Origin of the sequence: uncultured Pseudokineococcus sp., assembly GCF_947495735.1 — a bacterium.
Taxonomy (GTDB): Bacteria; Actinomycetota; Actinomycetes; order Actinomycetales; family Quadrisphaeraceae; genus Pseudokineococcus.
The window spans coordinates 1-25367 of sequence record NZ_CANMAA010000002.1 but is presented as its reverse complement, the minus strand read 5'-3'; the positions used below and the strand labels follow the sequence as shown (position 1 = coordinate 25367).

Annotated in this window: 21 protein-coding genes; 13 read left to right on the top strand and 8 right to left on the bottom strand. The window is 75.8% G+C overall.

Annotation, left to right across the window (positions count from 1 at the left end; translation table 11 throughout):
- Window positions 1–85 precede the first annotated feature (85 nt).
- The 3 genes from Q0848_RS03025 to Q0848_RS03015 are packed head-to-tail and all read left to right on the top strand — an operon-like array spanning window position 86 to window position 5515.
- Window positions 86–1309: a DNA repair exonuclease gene (locus Q0848_RS03025; protein WP_299034598.1), complete on the top strand. Its 1224-nt coding sequence runs from the start codon at window positions 86–88 to the stop codon at window positions 1307–1309.
- Window positions 1306–3957, top strand: a complete 2652-nt coding sequence (locus Q0848_RS03020) for an AAA family ATPase (protein WP_299034595.1) — start codon at window positions 1306–1308, stop codon at window positions 3955–3957. The genes Q0848_RS03025 and Q0848_RS03020 overlap by 4 nt, the downstream gene beginning before the upstream one ends.
- Before the next feature lie 58 nt (window positions 3958–4015).
- On the top strand, window positions 4016–5515 hold the full coding sequence (locus Q0848_RS03015) for a glutamate-cysteine ligase family protein (RefSeq protein WP_299034592.1): 1500 nt from the start codon (window positions 4016–4018) through the stop codon (window positions 5513–5515).
- Window positions 5516–5775: 260 nt separating this feature from the next.
- Here the strand turns inward: Q0848_RS03015 and Q0848_RS03010 are convergent, their stop codons facing one another.
- From Q0848_RS03010 to Q0848_RS02985, 6 genes are all read right to left on the bottom strand, one after another.
- Complete coding sequence (locus tag Q0848_RS03010; protein WP_299034589.1) at window positions 5776–6237, bottom strand: PPOX class F420-dependent oxidoreductase; 462 nt, start codon at window positions 6235–6237, stop codon at window positions 5776–5778.
- A gap of 69 nt (window positions 6238–6306) precedes the next feature.
- Window positions 6307–7140, bottom strand: a complete 834-nt coding sequence (locus Q0848_RS03005; protein WP_299034586.1) for an aminoglycoside 3'-phosphotransferase — start codon at window positions 7138–7140, stop codon at window positions 6307–6309.
- A gap of 22 nt (window positions 7141–7162) precedes the next feature.
- Window positions 7163–8179 carry an NAD(P)-dependent oxidoreductase gene (locus Q0848_RS03000; protein ID WP_299034584.1) on the bottom strand — a complete coding sequence of 339 codons (1017 nt, stop codon included), beginning with the start codon at window positions 8177–8179 and terminating at the stop codon, window positions 7163–7165.
- Window positions 8176–11025, bottom strand: a complete 2850-nt coding sequence (locus tag Q0848_RS02995) for an alpha/beta fold hydrolase (RefSeq protein ID WP_299034581.1) — start codon at window positions 11023–11025, stop codon at window positions 8176–8178. The genes Q0848_RS03000 and Q0848_RS02995 overlap by 4 nt, the downstream gene beginning before the upstream one ends.
- Window positions 11022–12053, bottom strand: coding sequence for a 3-oxoacyl-ACP synthase III (locus Q0848_RS02990; RefSeq protein ID WP_299034578.1), 1032 nt, complete (start codon window positions 12051–12053; stop codon window positions 11022–11024). The genes Q0848_RS02995 and Q0848_RS02990 overlap by 4 nt, the downstream gene beginning before the upstream one ends.
- Before the next feature lie 198 nt (window positions 12054–12251).
- Window positions 12252–13007 carry a histidine phosphatase family protein gene (locus Q0848_RS02985; protein ID WP_299034575.1) on the bottom strand — a complete coding sequence of 252 codons (756 nt, stop codon included), beginning with the start codon at window positions 13005–13007 and terminating at the stop codon, window positions 12252–12254.
- 120 nt (window positions 13008–13127) lie between these two features.
- On the opposite strand from Q0848_RS02985, the gene Q0848_RS02980 reads away from it, so the two are divergent.
- A complete protein-coding gene (locus Q0848_RS02980; RefSeq protein ID WP_299034572.1) occupies window positions 13128–13484 on the top strand; it encodes a hypothetical protein in 357 nt (118 codons plus the stop codon).
- Window positions 13485–13562: 78 nt separating this feature from the next.
- Window positions 13563–13952 carry a hypothetical protein gene (locus Q0848_RS02975; protein ID WP_366146397.1) on the top strand — a complete coding sequence of 130 codons (390 nt, stop codon included), beginning with the start codon at window positions 13563–13565 and terminating at the stop codon, window positions 13950–13952.
- Window positions 13953–13962: 10 nt separating this feature from the next.
- Here Q0848_RS02975 and Q0848_RS02970 read toward each other — a convergent pair whose 3' ends face one another.
- Window positions 13963–14367 carry an NUDIX domain-containing protein gene (locus tag Q0848_RS02970; RefSeq protein WP_299034563.1) on the bottom strand — a complete coding sequence of 135 codons (405 nt, stop codon included), beginning with the start codon at window positions 14365–14367 and terminating at the stop codon, window positions 13963–13965.
- 197 nt (window positions 14368–14564) lie between these two features.
- Entirely contained in the window at window positions 14565–14873 is a 309-nt protein-coding gene (locus Q0848_RS02965; RefSeq protein WP_299034560.1) for an EthD family reductase, read from the bottom strand.
- Between the two features lie 127 nt (window positions 14874–15000).
- Here Q0848_RS02965 and Q0848_RS02960 point away from each other — a divergent pair, with 127 nt between their 5' ends.
- From Q0848_RS02960 to Q0848_RS02925, 8 genes are all read left to right on the top strand, one after another.
- Window positions 15001–15240, top strand: a complete 240-nt coding sequence (locus Q0848_RS02960) for a hypothetical protein (protein ID WP_299034557.1) — start codon at window positions 15001–15003, stop codon at window positions 15238–15240.
- A gap of 110 nt (window positions 15241–15350) precedes the next feature.
- Complete coding sequence (locus Q0848_RS02955; protein WP_299034554.1) at window positions 15351–15902, top strand: hypothetical protein; 552 nt, start codon at window positions 15351–15353, stop codon at window positions 15900–15902.
- Window positions 15903–16100: 198 nt separating this feature from the next.
- Entirely contained in the window at window positions 16101–16307 is a 207-nt protein-coding gene (locus Q0848_RS02950) for a hypothetical protein (RefSeq protein WP_299034551.1), read from the top strand.
- A gap of 1327 nt (window positions 16308–17634) precedes the next feature.
- Window positions 17635–19470, top strand: coding sequence for a glycerol-3-phosphate dehydrogenase/oxidase (locus tag Q0848_RS02945; RefSeq protein WP_299034548.1), 1836 nt, complete (start codon window positions 17635–17637; stop codon window positions 19468–19470).
- Between the two features lie 90 nt (window positions 19471–19560).
- Complete coding sequence (locus Q0848_RS02940) at window positions 19561–20304, top strand: MIP/aquaporin family protein (RefSeq protein ID WP_299034545.1); 744 nt, start codon at window positions 19561–19563, stop codon at window positions 20302–20304.
- A 76-nt stretch (window positions 20305–20380) separates the two neighbouring features.
- Window positions 20381–21937, top strand: a complete 1557-nt coding sequence (gene glpK, locus Q0848_RS02935; protein ID WP_299034542.1) for a glycerol kinase GlpK — start codon at window positions 20381–20383, stop codon at window positions 21935–21937.
- 163 nt (window positions 21938–22100) lie between these two features.
- Window positions 22101–23747, top strand: coding sequence for an alpha/beta hydrolase domain-containing protein (locus Q0848_RS02930; RefSeq protein WP_299034539.1), 1647 nt, complete (start codon window positions 22101–22103; stop codon window positions 23745–23747).
- A gap of 206 nt (window positions 23748–23953) precedes the next feature.
- The gene (locus tag Q0848_RS02925) at window positions 23954–25012 is read left to right on the top strand and encodes a hypothetical protein (protein WP_299034536.1); all 1059 of its coding nucleotides are present in this window, start codon (window positions 23954–23956) and stop codon (window positions 25010–25012) included.
- The last annotated feature ends 355 nt before the right edge of the window (window positions 25013–25367 follow it).

The window sequence follows — 25367 nt, the reverse complement described above, 5'->3', positions numbered from 1 at the left end:
CGCGCGTGCTGACCGGGGTCGTCCGACCCCGCGGCTACCGTCGGCCCGGTCGGGCGAGGGCCCGGCGAGCCGGGGGGTGAGCCCGGTGTCCACGAGGGAGGGCGCGCGCGTGCGGTTCCTGCACACGGCCGACTGGCAGCTGGGGATGACGCGGCACTACCTCTCGCCGGAGGCCCAGGCGCGCTCCACCGAGGCGCGCTTCGAGGCGGTCAGGGCGCTGGGCCGCGTCGCGCGCGAGCACGGGTGCGCCTTCGTCGTCGTCGCGGGCGACGTCTTCGAGACCAACCAGGTGGGGCGCGACGTCGTCGCCCGCGCCTGCGAGGCGCTGGCGGAGGTGCCGGTGCCCGTCCTGCTGCTGCCGGGCAACCACGACCCCCTCGACGCCGGCAGCGTGCTGTCCTCCGAGCGCTTCCGACGGCTGGCCCCGTCGCACGTGCAGGTCCTCGACGGCGAGCCGGTCGAGGTCGCCGGCGTCCAGGTCCTGTCCGCGCCCTGGCGCAGCAAGCGCCCGGTCGAGGACCTGGCCGCCCGCGCGTGCGCGGGTCTCGCGCCGCAGCCGGGGGTGCGCCGCGTGCTCGTGGCGCACGGCGCCGTGCAGGCCTTCGGCGCGTCGGAGCCCAGCGCGTCCACGATCGACCTGGCGACCCTCGAGGGGCTGCTGGAGGCCGGTGCGCTCGACGCCGTCTGCCTGGGGGACCGGCACTCCACGACGGACGTCGGGCGCACCGGGCGGGTCTGGTACGCGGGGGCGCCCGAGCCGACCGACCACGACGAGCTCGACCCGGGCAACGTGCTCGTCGTCGACCTCGGGGAGCCGTCGGCGGGGGCGCCCCGCCCCGACCTGGGGGTGACCCGCGTGCGCGTCGGGCGCTGGAGCTTCCGGCGCACGCACCTGGAGGTGGCCTCCGACGAGGACGTCGACCTGCTCGAGGAGATGCTCGCCTCCCTGCCGGACAAGTCCCGCACGGCGCTCAAGCTGAGCGTCGTGGGCACCCTGTCGCTGGCGCAGAAGGCCCGCGTGGACGCGCTGCTGGAGCACTCCGCCGACCTCCTCGGCGCCCTGCAGGTCTGGGAGCGCCGCAGCGAGCTCGTGGTCCGCCCCGACGCCGTCGACCTGGACGCCCTCGGGCTCACCGGCTTCGCCCTCGAGGCGGCCGAGCGCCTGGCGGTCCGCGCGCAGGCGCCGGCGGCGGCGGACCTGGCCGCGGGCGGGACCGGCGGCGAGCGCGGTCGGCTGCCGGTCACGGCCGACGCGGTGGCGGCCCAGGACGCGCTGTCCCTCCTGCACCGGCTGGCGGCGACCGGATGAGGCTGCTGCGCCTGCGCCTGGAGTCCTTCCGCGGGATCGCCGAGCACGAGGTCGAGCTCTCGCCGACGGGCGTGACGGTCGTCGTCGGGGACAACGAGATCGGCAAGACGAGCCTGGTCGACGCCCTGGACATGCTCCTGGACCAGTACGACTCCTCGAAGCGGAAGTGGGTGGCGGCCACCCAGCCCGTGGGGCAGGACGTGCCGACCCTCGTCGAGGCCGAGGTGCGGGCGGGGCGGTACCGCTTCACCTACCGCAAGCAGTTCCACCGCCAGCCCTCGACGCGCCTGGTCGTCCACGAGCCGGCGCCCGAGCAGCTCGCCGGGCGCGAGGCGCACGACCGCGCGCTGGCGATCCTGGGCGAGGAGGTCGACCTGCCCCTGTGGCGGGCGCTGCGGCTGCAGCAGGGCGTCCCGCTCGACCAGGCCGACCTGGAGGCGCGGACGTCGCTGGCCTCGGCGCTCGACGCCACAGTCGCCGAGTCGGTGGGCGGTGAGCGGGAGGAGACGCTGGTCGCCCGCGCCGAGGAGGAGTTCGGGCGGTACTGGACGCCGACGGGAGCCGTCCGCACCGAGGGCAGGGCGCTGGCGGGCGAGGTCGAGGAGGGGGCGCGCCGCGTGGGCGCCCTGGAGGCGGCGGTCGCCGAGGTCGAGCGCGTCGTCGACGCCCTCGGGCGGGTCCGCGCCGACGCGGTCGCCGAGAGGGCGGCGGGGGAGCGGGACGCCGCAGCCCTCGCGCAGGCGGACGCCCGGGTCGAGGCGCTGCACGAGGTCGTGCGCGACGCCGAGCGCGCCCGCGCGGGCCTGCACGCCGCCTCCTCCGCGCACGCGCTCGCCGAGCAGCGGGCCGCGGCGCGGGCGTCCGCAGCCGCTCGCGCCGTCGAGCTCGCGGCGGAGGTCGGGGAGCGGACGGGCGCCGCCGAGGTGGCCGGGGAGGACGAGCGCGAGGCCCGGGAGCGCCTCGCGGCGGCCGGCGCGGTGCTGGACGCGGCGCTGGAGGAGCAGGCCGGGTGGCGCGAGACGCGCCTCCGGGCGGCCCGTGCCGAGGAGCGGGCCCGCGAGGCGGCCGAGGTCGAGCGCCTGCGCGGCCTCGTGGACCGGCACGAGACGGCCCTCGCCGCCGTCACCACCGCCGAGGCGGTGCTGGCCGGGCACCGCGTCGACGACGAGGGGCTCGCGGAGGTCGAGTCCCTCCACCGCACGTGGGCGGCGGCCTCGGCGCGCGCCGGGTCGGCGGCCCCCGTCGTCCTCCTGCGCGGCGCGGGCGAGCGCGTCGTCACCTCCGACGGCGAGCACGTCGTGGGGGAGGACCCGCTCGAGCTGCGCCTCGGAGGGGGCACCTGGTTCGAGGTGGGCGGCGTCCGCGTCGAGGGGCGGCCCACGCCCGACCAGGAGCGCGCCGAGGCGGACGAGCGCCGCAGCGCCGCTGCCCTCGCCGGCGCCTGCCGCGACCTCGGGGTCGAAGGACTCGAAGGAGCCATGGCGGCGGCCCACGCGCGGCGCGCCGCGCAGGGCGAGCAGGACCGGGCGCGCGCCGCGCTCCGGGACCTCGTCGCGGGCTCGGACCCGGAGACGGCCCGGCGTCGGGTCGCCCGCTGGGACGAGGCCCGCGCCTCCGAGGACGAGGGGGACGGTGCCGGCGGGCTGCCGAGCGGGTCGGGGGACGACGCCTGGTCCGCGCGGGCCGTCACGGCCGCCCGGGCGCTGCGGGAGGCGGACGAGGGCGCGTCCGCCGCGGGCGAGCGCGTCGCCACGGCCACCTCCCGCCACGAGGGCGCCCGCGCCGCGCTCGACCTGGCGGAGCGCCGGCTCGCGGAGGCCCGGGCCGCCGTCGACGCCGCGGCCGCCCGACGCGAGCTGGTGGAGGAGGACCTGCAGCGCGAGCGCGAGGAGGTCGGCGACGAGGCGCTCCTCGGCGGCGTCACCGCGGCGGCGGAGGAGCTCGCTGCGGCCCGGCAGCGCAGGGAGCTCGCGGCGGAGGCCGTGCGCGAGGCCGGGGTGGAGGGGGCCGAGGCCGAGGCCGAGGTCGCCCGCCAGCGCCGCGACGACGGCCGCAAGCGCCTGCGCTCGCTCGAGGACGAGGCCGGGGCGCTCGCCGCCGTCCTCGAGGCGCGCGGTGGTGAGGGGCTCGTCGAGGACCTCGCCGCGGCGCGGGCCGCGCACGAGCGCGCGCGCCGGGCCCTGACCTCCTGGGAGCGCCGGGCCGCCGCGGCGCGGACCCTGCGCGACGCGCTGGACGCCGCGCGCCGCGAGGCGCACCTGGCCTACGTCGAGCCGCTGCGGGCCCAGCTGCAGCGGCTCGCCGCGCACGTCTTCGGGGCCGACGTGCGGGTGGACGTGGGTCCGGACCTGCGGATCACCTCGCGGACGCTGGGGGGCGTCACCGTGCCGTTCGAGCAGCTCTCGAGCGGCGCCCGCGAGCAGCTCGCCGTCCTCGGGCGCCTGGCCTGCGCGATGCTCGTCAGCGGGGGCGCCGGCGTGCCCGTCCTGCTGGACGACGCGCTCGGCTACTCCGACCCCCGTCGGCTCGACGGCATGGCGCGGGCGCTCGCCGCGGCGGGGGAGTCCTGCCAGGTCGTCGTGCTGACGTGCGTCCCCGAGCGCTACCGCCTCGTCGCCGGGGCGAGCACGCAACGGCTGCGCGGCTGACGCGGCTCCTCGGTGACCGCCGGTGGCGGTGGCCGCCCCGGGATGGTCGGATCCCCTCGTGGGAGATGACGTCTCGGGCACGGTCGCGACGCCGGAAGGTCGACGGCGCTACCGCGAGCGCCTGCGCAGCCAGCTCGACGTGCTGCGCCGGCTGCTGGACGAGGGCGCGTTCACCGCCGACGACACGATGACGGGGATGGAGGTCGAGCTCGCCCTCGTCGACCCCGGCGCCCGGCCCTCGCGCGCCAACCGCGACGTGCTCGCCACCCTGGGCGACCCGGACGTCACCACCGAGCTGGGCTCGCACACCATCGAGCTCAACGTGCCGCCCGCGCGCCTGCAGGGCGACGGGGCGCGGGCGCTCGAGGACGACCTGCGCGCCCGGATGGAGGCGGCGGACGCCGCCGCCCGCGCCCACGACGCCCGGGTCGTCATGATCGGCATCGTCCCGACGCTCCTGCCGGACGACCAGACCGACGGGTGGATGACCCGCTCGCCCCGGTACCGCGCCCTCGACGAGGCCGTGCGCGCGCAGCGCGGGGAGGACCTCCTGCTGGACATCCGGGGCGAGCACGAGCGGCTGCTGGAGCACTCGCCGTCCATCGCCCCGGAGGCGGCGTGCACGTCGGTGCAGCTGCACCTGCAGGTCGCGCCCGAGCAGTTCGCGGCCGTCCACAACGCCGCCCAGCTGCTCGCGGGACCGCAGGTCGCGCTCGCGGCCAACTCGCCGTTCTACGCCGGGCGCAGGCTGTGGGACGAGTCCCGGCTGCCCGTCTTCGCCCAGTCCACCGACTCCCGCCCGCCCGAGCTCGCCGCGCAGGGCGTGCGCGAGCGCGTGCTCCTCGGGGACCGGTGGACGACGTCGGCGCACGCGCTCTTCGAGGACGCCGTGCTGCACTACCCGCCGCTGCTGCCCGAGCTGGCGGAGGAGGACGCGCTGCGGACGCTGGCGCGCGGCGGGGTCCCGGCGCTCGCGGAGCTGAAGATGCAGAACGGCACGGTGTGGCGCTGGAACCGGCCCGTCTACGACGTCGCCGGCGGCGCCCCGCACCTGCGCGTGGAGAACCGGGTGCTGCCGTCGGGGCCGACGGTGGTCGACATGGTCGCCAACGCGGCGTTCTGGTTCGGCGCCGTGCGCGGGCTCGTCGCGCAGGACCGCCACCCGTGGGACGGCGACGCGCTCCCGTTCTCCGCCGCGCAGGCGTCGCTGGACGCCGGGGCGCGGCGGGGCCTGCGCGCCGTCGTGCCGTGGCCGGACGCCCGGACCGGGCGGCCCGAGGAGCGCGAGGTGCCCGACCTGGTGCTGCGGACCCTCCTGCCGCTGGTGCACGAGGGGCTGACCAGCTGGGGCGTGGGCCAGGACGCGTGCGACCGCTACCTCGGGGTGCTCGAGGAGCGCGCCCGTACCCGCCAGACCGGTGCCCAGTGGCAGCACGACGCCGTCGCCGCCGCCGAGGGGCGCGGTGCGGACCGCCACGAGGCGCTGCACGGGATGCTCATCCGCTACGCCGAGCTCATGCGCGACGGCGCCCCCGTCGCCACCTGGCCCGCCGGCTGACGACCGCTCCGCTCCGCCGTCGCCCGCGCACTTCGGCGACGAAGTGCCCTTCTCGCGCGTCCCTCAGCGCACTTCGGCGACACAACGCCCTTCTTCAACGGCGATTCACGGCACTTCGGCGACGAAGTGCCCTTCTCGCGCGCCCCTCAGCGCACTTCGGCGACAGAACGCCCTTCTTCACCGGCGATTCGTGGCACTGCGGCGACGAAGTGCCAGTGTCGAGCGCCGTCGGCGACGACGTGCTGGGGGAGGCGCGGGCGTCAGGCCAGGCGCGCGGGGAAGCCGCCGGTGGCGACCGGGCTCCAGCGGGTGGGCGTGATGCGGACGAGCGCCTTGCCCTGGCGGGTCATGGCCTCGCGGTACTCGTCCCAGTCCGGGTGCTCGCCGGAGATGGACCGGAAGTAGTCCACGAGCGGCTCGAGCGCCTCGGGCAGCTCGAGCAGCTCGGCGTCGCCGTCGACCTGCAGCCAGGGGCCGTCCCAGTCGTCGGAGAGGACGACGAGGCTCGCCCGGCCGTCCGCGCGCACGTTGCCGGCCTTGGCGCGCTCGGGGTACGTCGAGACGACGAAGCGCCCCTGCTCGTCGACGCCGCACGCCACGGGGGAGGCCTGCGGGCCGCCGTCCGAGCGCCGGTGCGTGATGAGGACGGCGTGGTGGCGGGTGCGGGCGAAGGCGAGCATCTCCTCGCGCGAGACGGTCGTCGACGTGGCGGTCTGCGGCATGGGTCGCACGCTACCCAGGGCCGACGGCGCGCTGCGTGACCTCGGGACCGGTCCCTGCCCGCGGCGCGGTCAGGGCCCCGCGTCCCACAGCGCCCGGTAGTAGGCGACGCGCACGGCGTCCCGCTCGACGCCGTAGGCCTCCAGGAGCAGGTCCTCGTAGCCGGGGCCGACGTTCCAGGCCGTGCTCCAGGACGCGACGGCGAGGTCGGCCCAGCGGTCCCCGACGCCCAGGGCGCCCACGTCCACGTGCGCGGAACAGGTGCCGTCCTCGGCCAGCAGCGTGTTGGGCATGCAGGCGTCCCCGTGGCAGACGACGAGCCGGTCGACGTCCGGCGTCCGTGCGAGCTCCGCGCGGACGTCGTCGTCGACGTCGGGCCGCACGCGCGCGAGCCGGTCCTGCGCCGACCAGGTCCACGGGCACGCGTCGACGGGCAGGGCGTCGTGCAGGGCGCGCAGCCCTGCACCCACGGCCGTCACGGCCCGCACCGGGTCGGCCAGCCAGCGCGGGTCGACGGCGCTGCGACCGGGAAGGGTCCGGGTGACCAGGAGCGCGCCCGCGTCGTCCCGCACGAGGGCCTCGACGGCGGGGACGGGCGTGCGGCCCGCGAGCCAGCCGAGCCGCTCCGCCTCGGCATCCAGGTCGAGGCCGCTGCCGGCGGGGGCCCACTTCGCGTGCAGGCCGGGGCCCGCGGCGTCCTCGGCGCGCCACGTCGTGCCGCCCACCTGGTTGACCCAGACGGGCACGAGCTCGCGGCCCGGAAGGGTGCGGCGGACCAGGGCGGGGACGGCCACGGGACCGCGGGGGACCGCGGCGACGGGCGGGCGCCCGGAGGCTGCGGGCGGACGGGCGTCCCCCGCGCCCGCGGGGGACGCCCGAGACGCGCTCGCGTCGTCACCGCTCATGTCGTCACCGCTCCACGAGCGCTCAGCCCCGCGCTGCGGCGGCCAGGCGGGCGAAGCCCTCGTCGAGGCCCACCCGCGGTGCCCAGCCGAGGAGGCGTCGCGTCTCGCGCTGGTCGAACCAGTGGGCCGTGGACAGCTGCTCGGCGAGGAAGCGCGTCATGGGCGGCTCGTCGCCGCCGCCGAGACCGGGACGGACGGCCCAGGCCGCCTCCACGAGCGCGCCGAGCGCCCGTGCCGCGCCGGCCGGCACCGAGCGGGTCGGCGCGGGCGCGCCGTGCGCGCGGCACAGCGACGCCAGGAGCTCCGCCACCGTGCGCGGCTCGCCGCTGCTCACCACGAGGGCGCGCCCGTGGACGTCGTCCCGGTCGGCGCGCGCGCAGGCCGCGACGAGGGCGTCGGCTGCGTCGTCGACGTAGGTGGAGTCCACCAGGGCCGTCCCGCCGCCGAGCAGCGGCAGGCGGCCGGAGCGCGAGCGCTCGACCACCCGGGCGACCAGCTGGGCGTCCCCGGGACCCCAGACGAGGTGCGGGCGCACGGCGACGACGGCGAGCTCGGGGGAGTCGGCGGCGAGCGCCGCCCGCTCGGCCAGCGCCTTGCTGCGGGCGTAGCGCCCGCGGGCGCCGGCCGGGTCGGCCGGACCGGCGGGCGCCCCGACGAGCGAGTCCCCGGCGTGGGCCACGGAGGGGGAGGAGACCTGCACGAACCGCCGGACCCCGGCGGCGCGGGCCGCCTCGAGCAGGCGCTCGGTCCCGTCGACGTTCGTGCGCCGGTACTCGAGCCAGGGCCCGGAGACCGACACCTTGGCGGCGAGGTGCACGACAGCCTCGGCGCCCTCGAGCGCCTGCACCAGCGCCGACGGGCTGCCGGCCGCGAGGTCCAGGCGGACGTCCTCGACGTCACCGGCACCAGAGCCGACCAAGCCGCTGGGGCTGCGCTGGAGCGTGCGGACCGGGGTGCCGCCGGCCGCCAGGGCTCGGGCCACCGCCCGTCCGAGCATCCCGCTGGCCCCGGTGACGACGACCCCGCGGCGGGCGATCACCGGCGTCCGCGGGGGAGGAGCCCGCGCAGGCGGCCCCCCGGCGTCCAGGGCGGCGGCACGGGGCGCCCGGCGAGGCGCTCGCCCGCCCAGGCGCCCACGAGCGCGCGGTCGACCTTGGAGTCGTGGCGCACGTCCGTGGGCAGCGAGGGCACGAGCAGGACCGCGGCGACCTCGGGCCGCCCCGGCACCGACCGGACGGCGTCGCGGACGGCCTCCACGAGCTCGGCCGGGGCTCCGGCGGCGCGGCGGGTCGGCGGGTCGGTCTCGACGACGACGACCAGCGCCTGCGTGCCGGCCGGCCCCACCCCGGTCGCCGCCGCCCGGGCGACGCCGACGCCCTCCACCGGCGGCACCGACTGCGCCGCCAGCTCGACACCCACGGGGGTGACCACACCGGCCGCCGTGCGCACGAGGTGCGCCGTGCGCCCCTGCACGCGCAGGCGCCCCCGCGCGTCGAGGTGCCCGACGTCGCCCGTGCGGTGCCAGACGACCGTCCGGTCCCCGTCGGTCTCGACGAGGCGGCTCGCGTCCTCGGTGACCCACAGCTGGTCGTAGCGCGCCTTCAGGTGCGGCGCCCGCACCAGCAGCTCGCCGACCACGCCGGGCTCGCGCGAGACCTGCTGCGTGGCACCGCCGCTCGCGTCGAGCGGTGCGACGGCCACGTCGACCCCCGCGAGGGGTCGACCGACGAGGACGCCGTCCTCGACCTCGTCGGCGGCCTCGGCCAGCTCGGCGAGCTCGACGTCGGTGACGGGCAGGACCTCGGTCATGCCGTACGGCGTGTGCAGCGACGCCGAGGGCAGCAGCTCGCCCACCCGGCGCAGCAGGGCGGTGGGCACCGGAGCGCCCGCCGAGAGCAGGCGGGTGACCCCGGACAGCGCGGTGCGCGCCCGCGCGTCGAGGACGCCTCCGGTCGCCACGACGTTGGCCAGCGCTGCGGGAGAGGCGAAGACGACCGTCGCGTCCACGGCGGCGACGGCGTCGGCGAGCGCGGTCGCCGTGAGCGTGGCCGGCGCGGTGACGTCCATGGCCGGGCTCGCCGAGACGGCGCCGAGGGCCGGTCCGAGGAGGGCGAAGGGGGCGAAGGCCGCGACGAGCGCGGTGCCGCGGTCGACGTCGTAGGCGGCCGCGACGGCGTCGCGCATGCCGGCGAGCCGCTCAGCGGTGTAGACGGCTCCCTTCGCCGGACCGGTGGAGCCAGAGGTGAACAGCACGGCGGCGTCGGCCCGGGCGTCGGGCTCGGGCAGGCGCAGCGTCGCGAGCGTGGGCCGCCCCGCCGCGGGACCGCCGTCGACGCCGCCCAGCGCGCTGCGGCGCCCGGCGGCCGCCACCTCGGGCAGCGTGGTGGCGCACAGGCGGGCTCCCAGCGCCCCGAGGCGACCCGTGCCGATGCGCTGGCCGGGCCATCCCAGGGCGGCGGCCGCGACGAGGCCCTTCTCGACGGCGACGAGGTGGCGCGGGCCCGCGCCGCGGACGGCGCGGGTCAGGCCGCGCAGACCCAGCCCCTGGTCGGCGACCACGACGACGGCGCCCAGGCGCAGGCAGGCGTACAGGGCGGTGGTGAGGTCCGCCCCGGGGGGCACCAGCAGGCTGACTCGGTCACCGGGGCGCACACCGCGCTCGTGCAGCCCCACGGCCACCTCGGCGACGCGGTGCCCCAGCTCACGCCACGAGAGCACGGCCGGCGCCGCCCCCGCGGTGCCGCCCATCTCGACGACGGCGGGGGAGTCGTCCTCGGAGCGGGCCTCTAGCTCGGCCCACAGCGCACGAGGTCGTCCCTCGACGGGCGCGGCCGGCGCCGGTCCGGCAGCAGCGCCGTCGCCGACGCCGCGGACCGAGAGCCAGTGCAGGAGCAGCGGTCCCAGGTCGACGTCCTCCGGGACGAGGTGGCCCGTGCCCTCCACGCGGTGGACGTCCGCCCGCGGCAGGCGCTCGCGCAGGTCGCGCAGGTACCGCTCGCCGAACACGGGGTCCTCGGTGCCCCACACGAGCAGCGCGGGCGAGGCGTCCTCGCCGCGGCCCAGGGCGCTGACCCCCGCGGCGACGCGCTCGAGCGCGGGCCTGCTCGGGGAGCCCGCTCGCCAGGGGATGTCGGTGACGAAGTCGGCGACGCCGCGGCGCTGCGCCGTCGTGCGGTAGGGCGCCCCGTAGGCGCGGCGCACGTCGGCGGGAGGGCGCGGGCGCACCTGGGAGACGGCCGCGCGGACGAAGGCGTCCGTGCGCCGCGTCAGCAGCTCGTGCGCCGCCGGGGCGCTGACGACCTGGAGGGCGGCCGGCAGCGCGGCGTCCGCTGGTGCGTGGACGGCGGTGTTGGTCAGCGCGAGCGCCGCCACCTGGTCGGGGTGCTCACCGGCCCAGCCGCTGACGACGACGCCGCCCCAGTCGTGGCCGAGGGCGACGAGGGGACCCGTGACGGGTGGCCACCCGTCCGGCTGCTCCGCCCGCAGGGCGTCCACGAGGGCGCCGAGGTCGGCGACCCGGTCCGCGAGGCGCCAGAGGTCGCCACCCTCCTTCGGGCGGCGGTCGGACAGCCCCATGCCCAGCTGGTCGACGGCCACGACCCGCCAGCGGCGCCCGTCGGCGTCGCCCGCGACCCCGGCCGCGACGACGTCGCGCCACAGGTAGGACCACGTGGGGTTGCCGTGGACGGCGAGGACCGTCCCGACGGGCTCCTGCCCGTCCAGCGAGCCCGCGCCGTCCAGCAGGTGCCAGGTGCGGCGGGTGCCGTCGGACGCGGGCGCCTCCAGGGTCCGGGACCAGCGCGGGTCCACCCCCGGCAGGGCCGAGAGGTCGACGTCGGGTGCCGAGGGGGCGGGGGAGCGGGGCGGGAGGGGGGCGCCCCTCACCAGCGGATCTCCGTCATCGCCGTGTTGAGCCCCGAGCCCACGCCCATGCACAGCACGCGGTCGCCGGGGCGCAGCGACGGCGCCTCGGCGGCGAGCGTCATCGGCAGGGCGGCCGGGCCGACGTTGCCCCAGCGGGGGAACGTCAGCGGGACGCGCTCGGGGTCGATGCCGATGCGCTCGACGAGGGCGCGCGTGTGGACCGTGCTGACCTGGTGCAGGACGTAGCGGTCCATGTCCTTCCACTCCCAGCCGTCCGCCTGCGCGTCGTCCCAGGCGTCGCCGATGAGCTGCATGCCCTCCTCGAGCAGGCCCCGCGCGTCGGTGACCATGCCGTCGTTGCTGCCCACGCACAGCCCGTGCGCCGAGCTGCGGGCGCGCGAGATGCCGCCCAGGACGCGCGGGGCGTCCGGGTGCTCGGTGGCCGGGCCGAGCACGGCGGCGGCGGCGCCCGAGCCGAGGGTCAGGGTGGCGAAGGCGTCCATGTAGTCGCGCCGGGTGGCGCCGTCCGCCGACAGGCGCGTCAGCGTCGACTCGTGCACCGGACGGGCGTCCTCGCCGTCGACCACCAGCGCGTAGCGGATGTGGCCGGCGTCGATCATGGTCGCCGCGAGGGTCAGCGCGTTGACGAAGCCGAGGCAGGCGTTCGTGATGTCGAAGTTCAGCGCGGAGGTCGGCAGGCCCAGCTCGTGGTGGATGCCGACGGCGACCGACGGCTCCAGGTGCGCGCGGAACACCGAGGTGTTGACCAGCAGCCCCACCTGGTCGGGCTCGACACCGGCGGCCTCGAGGGCCTGGCGCCCGGCCCGCGCGGCGCCCTGGGCGGCGCCCTCGTCCTCGTCCCACCACCGGCGCTCCTCGATGCCCGCCAGGGAGGACAGGGTGCCGGGGCGCATCCTGAGGCGCTCCAGGGTGGGCGCGAGGCGCTCCTCCATGGAGGCGGAGGTGACCACCACGGGAGCCTCCACCGCGCTCGTCCCGAGGAGAGCGGTGCCCTCGTGGTGGAAGGAGGTGTTGCCCGACACGCGCATCGTCCGTCCTGGTCGAGGAGTGCGCGCCCTGCGGAGCGCGGCCGGGGCCGCGCCCCGGCGCACGATCGAGGAGTCTGCCACTGCTGGGGCGATGCGCCCCCCGGCGCGGGCGCCCCCCGCAGGACGCCCGTCGCCCCCCGGTCACCCGGCCGTCACCGGGGTGCGGTCAGGGACGGGGACGAGCCCGGGCAGACCGGTTCACAGGGGGCTGAGGTTCCAGCGGCGGACGGTCGGCACCCGGTGGTTCTCGCCGAGCACGCTCAGGGAGCCGGCGCTCAGCTCCAGCGCCGCGGCGGTGCTCGGCGGCAGGCCCAGGTAGGTGGCCGCCAGGATGCGCAGCGAGTGGCCGTGCGCCACCAGGCAGACCGGGCCCTCGTCCAGCAGCGGCCGCACCCGGGCGAGGGCGTGCGCGGTGCGGGCCGCGACGTCCTGCACCAGCTCGCCGGGCGTGCGCCCGGGGGCCACGCCGTGGTCGAAGATCTTCCACTCGTAGCCGAGCTCCTCGCGCACCTGCGGCGTCGACTTCCCCTCGACGCTGCCGTAGTCCCACTCGACCAGGTCGGGGTCCTCGACCAGCTCGAGGGAGTCGCCGAGACCCGCCAGCTCGGCCGTCCGGCGCGCGCGCTGCAGCGGGCTGACGCGGACGGCGCGGACGTCCCACTCCGACAGCAGCCCTCGGAGGGCCCGCGCCTGGCGCTCGCCCTCCTCGGTGAGCGGGATGTCGGTGCGCCCGGTGTGCCGGCCGTCCAGGGACCACTCCGTCTGGCCGTGGCGGACCAGGATCAGCGGGTGGCTGCCCGGGCCGGTGCTGTAGGCGTGCGCGCCGGCGGACAGGGGACCGATGACCCCCTCGACGGTGGACCTCGACCGGCCGTCCGCGGGGGCGGTGAACTGCGCCGTCCCGCTCGCGTCGTCCGCGGCGGCGGCGTCCTGGGGCTGGTCTGCGGAGCTCATGCGCCGACCCTAGGGAGGACCGTCGCCGGGCGCCCCCGCGCCGGAGGTCCCCGCGCCGGCCGACTCCGGGGCCACCGGGCGCGCCCGGTGGCCGCTCTGCGCCCTCCTACGCTGGCCCCCGTGATCGCCCCCCTCGCCGTGGTGCTCGGCGCCATGTCGGTCGCGCTCGCCGTGTGGTCGATCGTGGGCGCGCTGCGCGCGGCCCGGCCCTCGGGCGGGCAGCTCCTGCTCGCCGCGGCGCTCGAGCTCGCGATCCTCGTGCAGGCCGTCATCGCCGTCGTGCTCGTGGCCACCGGGACGCGGCCCGTGTCGGTGGTGACCTTCGTCGGCTACCTGCTGACGATCGTCGTGCTGCTCCCCGCGGGGGTCTTCTGGGGGCTGGCCGACCGCAGCCGGTGGGGCAACGGCGTGCTCGCCATCACCGCCGCCACGACCGCGGTCCTCGTGCTGCGGCTCGAGCAGATCTGGAACGGGTGACCCGTGACCTCGACGCCCTCTCCGCCCCCCGGTGGTCGACGAGCCGCTGCGCACCCCGCACCGGCCGGGCGCCCCGCCCTGCACTCCGGCCCGGGGCGGCTGCTGGTCGCCGTCTACGCCGTGTTCGCGCTGTCCGCGAGCGCGCGGGCGCTGGTGCAGATCGCCACCGACTTCTCCGCGGCACCCGTGGCCTACCTCCTCTCGGCGCTCGCGGCGGCCGTCTACGTCGTCGCCACGGTGGCCCTCGTCCGCTCCAGCGAGCGCTCGCGCCGCGTGGCGCTCGTCTCGGTGGCGGTCGAGCTCGTCGGCGTGCTCGCCGTGGGGCTGCTCAGCGTCGAGGACCCCGTGGCCTTCCCCGAGGCGACGGTGTGGTCCGGCTTCGGGGCCGGCTACGGCTACGTGCCGCTGGTCCTGCCCGTGCTCGGCCTGTGGTGGCTGCGGTCCCAGCGGCCGCGCGCCCCCCGCTGAGCGCCGCGGATCAGCGGGCGAGGACCCGGCGCAGCAGCGCCCCCAGGTCGGGGTGGGCGAGGGCCCTGCCGTCGAGATCCGCTGCGCCGCACCAGGCCAGGTCGTCGTGCTCGTCCGGTGCGCGGTTGGTCACGCCGCCGCGCCACTCCTCGACGACCCACACGTCCATCACCAGGTCGTCGGCCAGGAGGCGACCCACCGGCTCACCGAAGACGCTCGCGTTGATGCCCAGCTCCTCGCCGAGCTCGCGGGCCAGCGCCTCCCGCGGGTCCTCGCCGGGCTCCACATGACCGCCGGGCAGGTCCCAGACGTCCGGGTAGAACTCCCGGCCGGGAGAGCGGTGCGCGAGCAGGACCCTGTCGCCGCGGCGCAGCGCGGCGGTCACGACGACGTGCTGCTCGGGTGCGCTCGACACGAGAGCTCACCCTGCCAGGTGCGCGACGCCCCCAGCGCGGCTCCCGTCGCCGAGCACCCGGGTGGCCCTCCGGCGGCGGCGCGGGGGAGTCCCCGGCCCCCGCCGTGCCGGTGCGGGCACGACCGGCGGGGGACGACGCACGAGGGCCCGGGGAGTGGTGGTGGTCACCACGCCCCGGGCCCTCGTCGGACGAGCGGTCAGAGGCCGACCTGCTGCAGGAGCATCCGGTAGCCGCCGGTGGACATGGTGTCCACGTCCTGCGCGAGCGCCTGCCCCTCGGGGGTGGCGAGGGCGGCGACGGCCGTGGCGTAGTCGACGAAGTAGATGTCGGCGGTGCGGTACGCCGGCGTGGGGGAGCCGTCCTCCTTCGGGAAGACCTTCCCGGTCTCCACGCGCTGCACGTCCGGCAGCTTCGCGGCGAGCTCGGCGTGCGTGCTCCCGTAGTGCTCCTCGAACGCGTCCGGGTCCTTCGGGTTGTCGTAGACGACGGTCAGCTTCACGGCCATGCCGGAACGCTAAGCCGCTGGCGGACCCGTCGCACGGCGGCCGGTGGCCGGTGCGCCGACGCCACGTCGGGCTCGTCCGGCGGGGCGGGACCGGCGTCCGGCCGTGGCGGGCCCTACCCTCGCTCGCGTGAGCAGCCACGAGATCCACCAGTCGCCCGCGACCCTCATCGTGCGCCGCGTCGTCGCGGTCCTCGGCGTCCTCGCGCTCATCGCGGGCGTCGTCTTCGCCGCCCTGGAGCCCACCGACTACCTCGGCTGGGTGTGGACGGCCTTCGGGCTCGTCCTGGTGACGCTCACCGCCCGGCGCAAGCAGCAGACCGGTGACGGCCTGGTGCTGCGGCGCACCAGCCTGCGCTCCAAGGGCTGACGACGGGGCGGGACCGGGGCAGGTCCCGCCGTGCGGTTCGGGCCGGTGGCGTCCAGGCTGGGGTCACAGCCCGCACGCACCGGTCGAAACGCATCTCTCGGAGGAAACCCGTGGTCTCCAACACCGTCTCCCGCACCCTGCACGACGTCGGCCTCGCCGCCTGGTTCGGCGGCACGCTCGCCAACGCCGTCGCCCTCAACGCCGCCGCCGCCCAGGCCGGCAGCCCCCAGGAGTCCGGCAAGGTCGCCAACGCCGGCTGGGACCGCTGGACGCCCGTCAACGCCGTCGCGATCGGCGCCCACCTCCTCGGGAGCGTCGGCCAGGTCGCCGGCAACCGGAAGCGCATCTCCGAGCAGCCCTCGGTCGGCGCGCTGAGCATCGGCAAGACCGCCGTCACGGTGGCCGCCCTCGGCGTCACGGCCTACAGCCGCGTGCTGGGCAAGAAGGTCTCCGAGCACTCCGACGTCCCGGTGAGCGGTGGCACGACGCCGTCGGCGCAGACGCCCCCGGACGTCGCCGACGCGCAGCGCCAGCTCGACGCGCTGCAGTGGCTCATCCCGTCCCTCACGGGGACGCTGGTGTGGCTGAGCTCGCTGGCCGGTGAGCAGCAGCGCCCGCCGAACCGCGCCACGCAGCTGGTGGACCGCGCCTTCCGCCGCTGATGCCGGGTCCGGCCTGCCGGACCCGCTGACGACGCCGCCGCACCCGCTGGGTGCGGCGGCGTCGCGCGTCTGGCGGAGTGGCCGCGCAGCTGGGCCGGTCTCTCGCAGCGGCCGGTCCGAGACCTCGCCCGTGTTGTGGAACCACCCGCTTGCGCCCACAGTCGACGGGTCACCCGAGGTCGGTGCACGAACCGTTGCGTGGGGAGGAAGATCATGAAGCTCGTCAAGAACACCCTGATCCTGGGGGTCGGGTACGTCCTGGGTGCTCAGGCCGGCCGGCCGCGCTACGAGCAGCTGAAGGAGCAGGCCACCAAGCTCCTGCAGCGACCTGAGGTCAAGCAGGCCGGTGACCGCGCGAAGGATGCCGTGGCGCAGAAGCTGCCCGGGAACGGCGCTCAGGACTGAGCGCACGCAGAGCGAGGTGAGGGGAGCCGGAGCTGCGACAGTCCGGTTCCCCGCCTTTCCGTGACTGCGATCAAACCCCGGGCCGGCAGGTCGCCGACGACCGACACCGCAGCCGGGAGGGTGGAGCCCTGCTGAGCTGCACCCTGCAGACCCGGTCCACCCGCGCCACGGGGCGATGCGGGGTCGACGTCGGATTCGTGGATCGCTGGCGGCGGACGCCCTCGGTCCTGGGCTGGCGACGTGCACCGAGGCGGGAGATCGCGTGCTGGCGGCCATGCCGTCCCTGAGCGTGTACAGACCGTCTCCTCGAGGCGTCCGCGGCCCGGTCAGCCGGCACATCTCGGGGGCAGGCTCCCGGGGAGCTCGAGCGGGGGCGCGGGGGAGTCGCTACCCCTCATCCCGACGGGCCGCTCCATGCCCACAGCCTGTTGATCACGCCCCGAGGGGCGTACTCCGCGCAGCCGTCACCCGACGTGCAGGGGCCGAGCTCTCTCTTCCTGCAGTGGAGGGGGTCGGCGAGGTCCACACGGCAGTGCATGTTGCGCGAGTGACCACAACCGCACTCAGGCATGTTGCTGAAGCGTCTGTTCTCGACCACCGTCGCCAGGCTAGCGAGGTGCGAAAGGGCGCTCTGAGGCCGGCGGCCCTCATCTCTGCGTGCGCTGACCGGACTCGGCGTGGCTGGTGATGTGCGTCATCGTCGCGGCTCCGGTGGCTCTGCTCGTTGGTCGCGCCACGGACCGGGCGGTCGGGCGCGAGACCTGACGCCAGTCGCGCGCGGTGTCGACCCATGCAGCTTCGGCTGCGACGCCTCGGTGACGTCTCGCGAGCGGCGCCCGGGCGCTCCGATGCCTTGGCGACGCTGCAGGAGCGGGTCGGGGAGAGGGCTGCGAGGACTGAAGTAGGGGCACCGCTCAGCGCCGAGGTGTCATAACGTCGGTTATCGGCACAGTTGGCATGCGAGGCGAGCTAGGTCGGCCAACCCCGACAGATGTCGGCGCAGTCGCAGTCAACCTCGGAGCCGCGAAGGCGCGCGCTCGTTGCAGACGTGGGCGCGAGCGACGGCCGCACCCGTAAACCAAGCCGCCGATCTGAGCGCGCGCCCACCCGAAGCCAACCCGTGGACGCTGAGCACCGTCGTTGACGCACGAACGTGCACGACGCCTCACGCCTCGGGCGTTGAAAGCGGGTCCCTGACGACGACAGGTCCTCTCACGAACCTTCCTAGTGCACGTTCGTGCACAAACGCACCTTGTTTCATGGGCGGGTCGTAGACACCTCCCGTGTCGCCGGGCAATCGTCGGCCGCCGTAGACGAGGAGGTCTTCATGACAGGAGCAGTCTTGTCCGGCGCCTCGCGCGCCGAGGCGCTCGAGCGGATGAGCACCGAGCAGCTGGACGTCCTCGTCGTCGGCGGGGGCGTCACCGGCGCCGGCGCCGCCCTCGACGCCGCCAGCCGCGGCCTGACGGTCGGCGTCCTCGAGCGCCGCGACTGGGCCGCGGGCACCTCCAGCCGGGCCAGCAAGCTCATCCACGGCGGCCTGCGCTACCTGGAGATGCTCGACTTCCACCTCGTCCACGAGGCCCTGCGCGAGCGCGGCCTGCTCGTGGACCGCCTGGCGCCGCACCTCGTGCACCCCGTGCCGTTCATCTTCCCGCTCGAGAAGCACTGGCAGCGCGGCTACATCGGCTCCGGCATCGCGCTCTACGACGGCATGGCCGGCGTCTTCGGCCGCGGCGGCGGCAGCGGGAAGCGCACCGTCCCCCTGCACCGCCACCTCACCCGCGCCGGCATCCAGCGCCGCTTCCGCGGCTTCCGCCGCGACGCCGCGGTGGGCGGCATCCAGTACTGGGACGCCAAGGTCGACGACGCCCGCCTCGTCCACGTCCTCGTCCGCACCGCGGTCGGCCACGGCGCGCTCGCCGCCGCCCGCACCCAGGTCACCGGCTACCTCGAGGAGGGCGGCCGCGTCGTCGGCGTCCGCGCCGTCGACCTCGAGACCGGTCGCGAGCTCCAGGTCCGCGCCCGCCACGTCATCGGCGCCACGGGCGTGTGGACCGACGAGATCCAGGAGCTCTTCCGCACCCGCGGCCTCGAGGTCAAGGCCTCCAAGGGCGTCCACATCGTCGTCCCGAAGGACGCCGTGGACGGCGACTCGGGCCTCATCCTCCGCACCGAGAAGAGCGTCCTGTTCGTCATCCCCTGGGAGACGCACTGGGTCATCGGCACCACCGACACCCCGTGGGACCTCGACAAGGACCACCCCGTGGCCACGAGCGAGGACATCGAGTACCTCCTCGAGCACGCGAACGCCGTGCTGACCCGGCCCCTCGCCCGCGACGACGTCATGGGCGTCTACACGGGCCTGCGCCCGCTGCTGCAGCCGACCGCCAAGGGCTCGCTCCCCGGCGAGGGCGGCGAGAAGGGCGGCAAGGGCGGCGGCGACCCGACGACCACGACGAAGGTCTCGCGGGAGCACACCGTCGCGACGCTGCGCCCTGGCCTCACCGTGGTCGCCGGCGGCAAGTACACGACGTACCGCGTCATGGCGCGCGACGTCGTCGACGCCGCCCTCGCCGACGCCGCCCCGGGCGACCGCACCGCCGGGCCCTCGCTCACGGCCGACCTCCCGCTCGCCGGCGCCGAGGGCTACCCCGTGCGCTGGGCCCAGCGGCACCGCATCGCCGAGGAGCGCGGCTGGTCCCTCGAGCGGGTCGAGCACCTGCTCCACCGCTACGGCGGCGACGTCGACGAGGTGCTCGAGCTGGTCGACGTCGACCCCTCGCTCGGCGAGCCCCTCGAGGGCGCGCCCCACTACCTGCGCGCGGAGGCGCTCTACGCCGCCACGCACGAGGGCGCGCTGCACCTCGAGGACGTCCTGACGCGCCGCACGCGCCTGTCCTACGAGCAGGCCGACCGCGGCACCGCGAGCGCCCGGGCCGTCGCCGGCCTCATGGCCGGCGCCCTCGGGTGGGACGACGCCCGCGTCGAGGAGGAGGTCTCCTCCTACCTCGCCCGCGTCGAGGCCGAGCGCGCCGCCGAGGTCGAGACCGACGACGAGGCCGCCGAGCGCCGTCGCCTCGAGGCGCCCGACATCCGCCCGGTCCTGCCTACCGCGCCGCCGGGACGCGACAGTCAACCGCTCACGGTCACCGCCGCCTGACCCGAGCGAGGAGACGCCGAGCAGCTCCCCCCGCTCGGCGTGCGAACGCCTGCCCTTGGGGCCGGCACACCCCTGACGAAGGAGTCACGTATGCCCACACTTGCCCAGATCGCCCTCTCCGAGGTTCTCGGCACCGCCACCCTCACGCTGCTCGGCTGCGGCGTCGTGGCCAACGCGCTGCTCGCGAAGACCAAGGGCTTCGCCGGCGGTCCGCTCTTCATCAACTTCGGTTGGGGCCTCGCGGTCTTCGCCGGCGTCTACGTGGCCTACGCCTCCGGCGCCCACCTCAACCCGGCCGTGACCATCGGCCTGCTCGTCTCCGGCAACGACTACGCCCCCGGCGTCTCGCCCGACCTGGCGAACACCCTCGTGTACTTCGCCTCCGAGTTCGTCGGCGGCGCGCTCGGCGCCGTCGTCGTCTACCTTGCGTACAAGAACCACTTCGACGCCACGGACGAGCCGGCCCTCAAGCTGGCCGTGTTCTCCACCGGCCCGGAGATCCGCCGCTACGGCTGGAACGTCGTCACCGAGGTCATCGGGACCTTCGTCCTCGTCTTCGTCATCCTCCTGTTCGGCAACACGCCCGCCGGGCTCGGCCCCCTCGCCGTCGCCCTGCTCGTCGTCGGCATCGGCGCCTCGCTCGGCGGGCCGACCGGCTACGCGATCAACCCGGCCCGCGACCTCGGCCCCCGCATCGCCCACGCCCTGCTGCCCATCCGCGGCAAGGGCTCCTCCGACTGGGCCTACGCGTGGGTCCCCGTCGTCGGCCCTGTCATCGGGGGGGTGCTGGCTGCGCTCGTCTACTACGTGATGCCGATTGCGCAGACCACCTGAAGCGGCCCTGCACCTACCCCAGCTCGACTTCCTGTTTGCCATCCACCCACCTTCCGGAGAAGGACACTGACGTCCCATGAGTGAGACCACCACCGCGGCGAGCGGCACCGGTTCCAGCAGCGCCCGCTACGTCGTCGCCATCGACCAGGGCACGACGAGCACCCGCGCCATCGTCTTCGACCACGCGGGGACGATCGTCTCCACCGGCCAGCTGGAGCACGAGCAGATCTTCCCCCGCGCCGGCTGGGTCGAGCACGACCCGAAGGAGATCTGGCGCAACACCCGCGAGGTCATCGGCCAGGCCCTCTCGCGCGCCGACGTCACCCGCCACGACGTCGCCGCCGTCGGCATCACCAACCAGCGCGAGACCACCGTCGTGTGGGACAAGAACACCGGCGAGCCCGTCTACAACGCCATCGTCTGGCAGGACGTGCGCACCCAGCCCATCGTCGACCGGCTCGCGGCCGACGGCGGCGTCGACCGCTTCCGCCAGGTCTGCGGGCTGCCGCTCAACCCCTACTTCGCCGGCACGAAGATCATGTGGATCCTCGAGAACGTCGAGGGGGCCCGCGAGCGCGCCGAGGCGGGCGACCTGCTCTTCGGCACGACCGACTCGTGGGTCGTGTGGAACCTCACCGGCGGCACGGACGGCGGCAAGCACCTCACCGACGTCACCAACGCCTCGCGGACGCTCTTCATGGACCTGAGGACGCTGCAGTGGGACGACGACGTGCTCGCCGCCATGGACATCCCCAAGGCGATGCTCCCGGAGATCCGCTCCTCCTCCGAGGTCTACGGCACCGTCGAGGCCTCGAACCTGCTGCGCGAGACGCCGATCGCGGGCATCCTCGGCGACCAGCAGGCCGCCACCTTCGGCCAGACGGCGTTCAGCCCCGGCGGCGCCAAGAACACCTACGGCACGGGCAACTTCCTCATCGTCAACACCGGTGAGGACCTCGTCTTCAGCGACAACGGCCTGCTGACGACGATGGCCTACCGCCTCGGCGACGAGAAGCCGGTGTACGCGCTCGAGGGCGCCATCGCCGTCACGGGCTCGCTCGTGCAGTGGCTGCGCGACAACCTCGGGCTCATCTCCTCGGCGCCCGAGGTCGAGACCCTCGCCGCGACCGTCGAGGACAACGGCGGCGTGTACGTCGTGCCCGCCTTCTCGGGCCTCTTCGCGCCGTACTGGCGCGGCGACGCGCGCGGGGCGATCGTCGGCCTCACGCGGTACGTGACGAAGGCGCACATCGCCCGCGCGGCCCTGGAAGCCACCGCCTTCCAGACCCGCGAGGTGCTCGACGCCGCGAACGCCGACTCGGGCGTCCCGCTCGAGGAGCTGCGCGTCGACGGCGGCATGGTCGTCAACGACACGCTCATGCAGTTCCAGGCCGACGTCCTCGGCGTCCCCGTCGTGCGCCCCGTCGTCGCCGAGACGACGGCGCTCGGCGCCGCCTACGCGGCCGGCCTCGCCGTCGGCTTCTGGTCCGACCTCGACGAGGTCCGCGCCAACTGGGCCGAGGACAAGCGCTGGGAGCCCCAGATGGAGGAGGCCGAGCGCGAGCGCGTCCTGCGTCTGTGGAAGAAGGCCGTGACCCGGACCTTCGACTGGGTCGACGACGACGTCCTCTGACCCACCCCAGCGACGACCCGGGCGCCGGCACTCACGCCGGCGCCGGAACCACCCACGTCCGGCACCAGCGGGAGGTGATCACCACAACCAGCGCCACCCCGGCGACGCGCCCCCAGCGCGCGTTGCCCGCACGCCCACCTCAGCGACGAGGAGAAGCACGCTGATGCACACCAGCATGAAGGCCGCCCGCAGGGCGGCCCTGGCCACCGGCATGGTCACCGCCCTGGCCGCCGCCACCGTCCTGCCCGCCACCGCGGCGCCCCCCACCGCAGCTCCCGAGAAGGGGGCTTCCGACACCGCCTCGAGCACGGCGTCGACCAACAAGGGGAAGGGCCCCACCGAGCCGGCGCAGGCCATCGACGGCGAGCGGGCCCAGGTCACCGGCCCCCTGCCCTCCTCGGAGGCCTCCCACCCCTTCGGTGGAGCCGCCTACCAGGAGGTCCCCCAGGACCTGTCCGAGGTCGGCTACGTCGAGGAGGAGTACCTCGCCAGCGGCGAGTCGGACGTCTACTCCTGGCCCGCCGACGCCCCCGCCGTCGTCCGCACCCAGGACGCGCCGTACACGACGCGCGTGCTGGTGCGCCGTCCCGCGGACGCCGACGACTTCAGCGGCAACATCGTCGTCGAGATGCTCAACCCCTCGAACCTCTTCGACCTCAACATCGGGTGGGCCCTCGCCCACGAGCAGATGATCGCCAACGGCGACACCTGGGTCGGCATCACCGCCAAGCCCATCGCCGTGGACGCCCTGAAGAGCTTCGACGCCGACCGCTACGGCGACCTGTCCTTCGCCAACCCACTCCCGCTGGACGACCCCGCCAACTGCGAGACCGTCGCGGCCGACAGCTCTCGGGACACCGAGAACGGGCTGGTGTGGGACATCTACACCCAGGTCGGCAACTGGCTGCGCAGTGACGACGCCACCAACCCGCTGACCTACGGCACCGGCGCCACCGAGGTCAGCAAGGCCTACGGCCTGGGCTACTCCCAGACCGGCGGCTACCTCATCAACTACATGAAGGCTATCCACCCCCTCGTCGTGCAGTCCCAGGGCCGACCCACCTACGACGCCTACCTCGTCGGCGTCGCCGGTGGCGCCTTCGCCGGCGCCTACCCGATGAACCAGTGCGAGCCCGCCCCGCCCGCGGGCGACTCCCGCCGCACCATCTACGGCGTCGGGGTCCCCGTCACCCAGCTGATGTCCCAGTCGGACTACCTCACCGGCATCGGCTCGCGCCGCCCGGACAGCGACACCGCCCCCGACCAGTTCCGCCACTACGAGATGGCCGGCGCCGGGCACGCCACCCCCGACGAGCTCTACTACTCCGCCCGCTCGCAGGACATCGTCGCCGCCGACCGCGACGTGCCCCCGCAGGGCTGTGACCAGGGACCGCGTAGCCGCTTCCCCAGCGACATCTTCTTCAACGCCGCCCTGCGCAACCTCGACCGGTGGGTCCGCGAGGACGTCCCGCCCCCGCACGCCGACCCGATCGTCGTCAAGTACGGCCAGCCCGTGCTCGACGAGTTCGGCAACGTCCAGGGCGGCATCCGGTCGCCCTACCTCGAGGTGCCCACCAGCACCTGGTACGGCAACGCGACCGGCGCCTCGTTCTGCCGCATCGCCGGCTGGGAGGACCCCTTCGACCAGGACCGGCTGGCCGAGCTCTACGACGTCCGTCGGGGCCGCAGCTTCGACTACGCCCTCCAGGTCCGCCGCAGCGCCCGCCAGCTCGAGCGCGCAGGCTTCCTCACCTCCTTCGACGCCGACCAGATCGTCCAGGAGGCCCGCACCACCGACATCTTCCAGTGAACGCGCGGCGGCCACGACTCGTCCGCTGATCACCGCCAGGGCTCGGGACCGGCACGGCCGGTCCCGAGCCCTGGCGGGACCAGACTCACGCCCCTCCCGCCAAGCGATCTCCCAGCGCAAGGGCCACCGACCTCGCACTGGTCGTCACGTCACCCCAACTTCCCGAGCGACGAAGGGCCCCTCGCGGGGCCGTCGAAGGAGCCTCCATGAAGCTGATCAGCGCCCTCACCGCCGGCACCCTCATCGCTGCCGGCGGCGTCGTGGCCGTGGCGGGCCCCGCCATGAGCTCCTCGGGCCTCACGACGCGCTGCAACGGCACCGCCGACGGCGTGACCATCCCCGGCGACCTCGTCGTCCCCCGCGACGCCTCGTGCGACCTCACCGGCGTCACGGTCACGGGCACGACCCGCGTCGCCGCGGGCGGCGACCTCGTCGCCGAGGGCACCACCTTCCAGGGCGCCGTCACCGTCGCCGAGGACGGCTACGTCGGCCTGGTCGACTCCAGCGTCGCCGGCCGCGTCACCTCCCGCCAGGGCTTCGGCGTGACCCTCGAGGGCAGCAGCGCCCAGTCGCTCGTCACGCGCGCCGTCGAGGGCTCCCAGGTCGAGACCGTCACGTGGGTCGAGGCCGGCAGCACCGTCAGCGGTGCCGTGGACGCCCGGGCGGGCGAGCTGCTCCTGTCCTCCTCGGTCGTCACCGGGAACGTGCGCGGCCTCGGGACGCTCTACACCGACGTCGTCGACTCCGTCGTCGACGGCACCCTCGAGGTGCGCGACAACGTCGAGGGCGGCGTCTTCTGCGAGAGCGAGGTCTACGGCGACGCGACCTACGCCGGCAACATGTCGGTGCTCCAGCTCGGCGCCGACGGGCCGGTCGAGGTCTGCGAGCAGATGAGCGTCTGGGGCGGCGACGTCACGGTCGTCGACAACGAGGCAGAGATCGTCCTCGACCAGAACATCGTCCGCGGCGACGTGACCCTCACCGGCAACGACCCGATGCCGACCGTCGGGCCGGACAACCGCGTCCGCGGCACCGTCAACGGCATACCGCAGTCCGAGGCCGAGGCCGAGGCCGAGGCCATGGTCGCGCCGCAGGAGCTCGCCCGCTCCGTGCAGAAGGCCGCTGCGTCGCCCATGGCGCGCACGGCCGTCGAGGCCCCGACGGTCGAGTCCGTGCTCGAGCGCGAGGACGGCCGCCGCGCCGCCGTCGAGCAGCGCACCGCCGACGCCGAGGCCGCCGCGGCCGCCGCGGGCCCCATCGCCTGACGCCGGCCGCCGGTCCACCCGGCAGCACCACCCGGGGCCGCCCGGTCCGCCCCTCCCGGGGGCGGACCGGGCGGCCCCGCCGCGTCAGCAGCCCGAGGACGTGGTCGTCGACTCACTCACCGGAGGGCGCGCCGCGGCGCCAGACGTGGGGTGTCGTGGTGGTGACGGGCACCAGTCCCCGACCGCTCGAGCCCGGCCCGCTCGCGCCCGGCCCGGGAGTCGGGGCTGCAGTCGCTGTGCAGGAGCCCCCGCCTCTTGCCTTCAAGCATCCCAAAAACCGATTCCCATCTGAACGCCGGTCGAAGGGCCGCTGCTGTCGCTTCGTGCGGGCCTTCGCCAGGTCCTCGAAGACGTG

Bases quoted from the DNA above. Each gene is read 5' to 3' on its own strand.
- Q0848_RS02985 (WP_299034575.1), bottom strand. From the start codon at position 13,007: ATGAGCTCCGCAGACCAGCCCCAGGACGCCGCCGCCGCGGACGACGCG.
- Q0848_RS02930 (WP_299034539.1), top strand. From the start codon at position 22,101: ATGCACACCAGCATGAAGGCCGCCCGCAGGGCGGCCCTGGCCACCGGC.
- Q0848_RS02940 (WP_299034545.1), top strand. From the start codon at position 19,561: ATGCCCACACTTGCCCAGATCGCCCTCTCCGAGGTTCTCGGCACCGCC.
- Q0848_RS02965 (WP_299034560.1), bottom strand. From the start codon at position 14,873: ATGGCCGTGAAGCTGACCGTCGTCTACGACAACCCGAAGGACCCGGAC.
- glpK (WP_299034542.1), top strand. From the start codon at position 20,381: ATGAGTGAGACCACCACCGCGGCGAGCGGCACCGGTTCCAGCAGCGCC.
- Q0848_RS02945 (WP_299034548.1), top strand. From the start codon at position 17,635: ATGACAGGAGCAGTCTTGTCCGGCGCCTCGCGCGCCGAGGCGCTCGAG.
- Q0848_RS03010 (WP_299034589.1), bottom strand. From the start codon at position 6,237: ATGCCGCAGACCGCCACGTCGACGACCGTCTCGCGCGAGGAGATGCTC.
- Q0848_RS02990 (WP_299034578.1), bottom strand. From the start codon at position 12,053: ATGCGCGTGTCGGGCAACACCTCCTTCCACCACGAGGGCACCGCTCTC.
- Q0848_RS02925 (WP_299034536.1), top strand. From the start codon at position 23,954: ATGAAGCTGATCAGCGCCCTCACCGCCGGCACCCTCATCGCTGCCGGC.
- Q0848_RS03005 (WP_299034586.1), bottom strand. From the start codon at position 7,140: ATGAGCGGTGACGACGCGAGCGCGTCTCGGGCGTCCCCCGCGGGCGCG.
- Q0848_RS03020 (WP_299034595.1), top strand. From the start codon at position 1,306: ATGAGGCTGCTGCGCCTGCGCCTGGAGTCCTTCCGCGGGATCGCCGAG.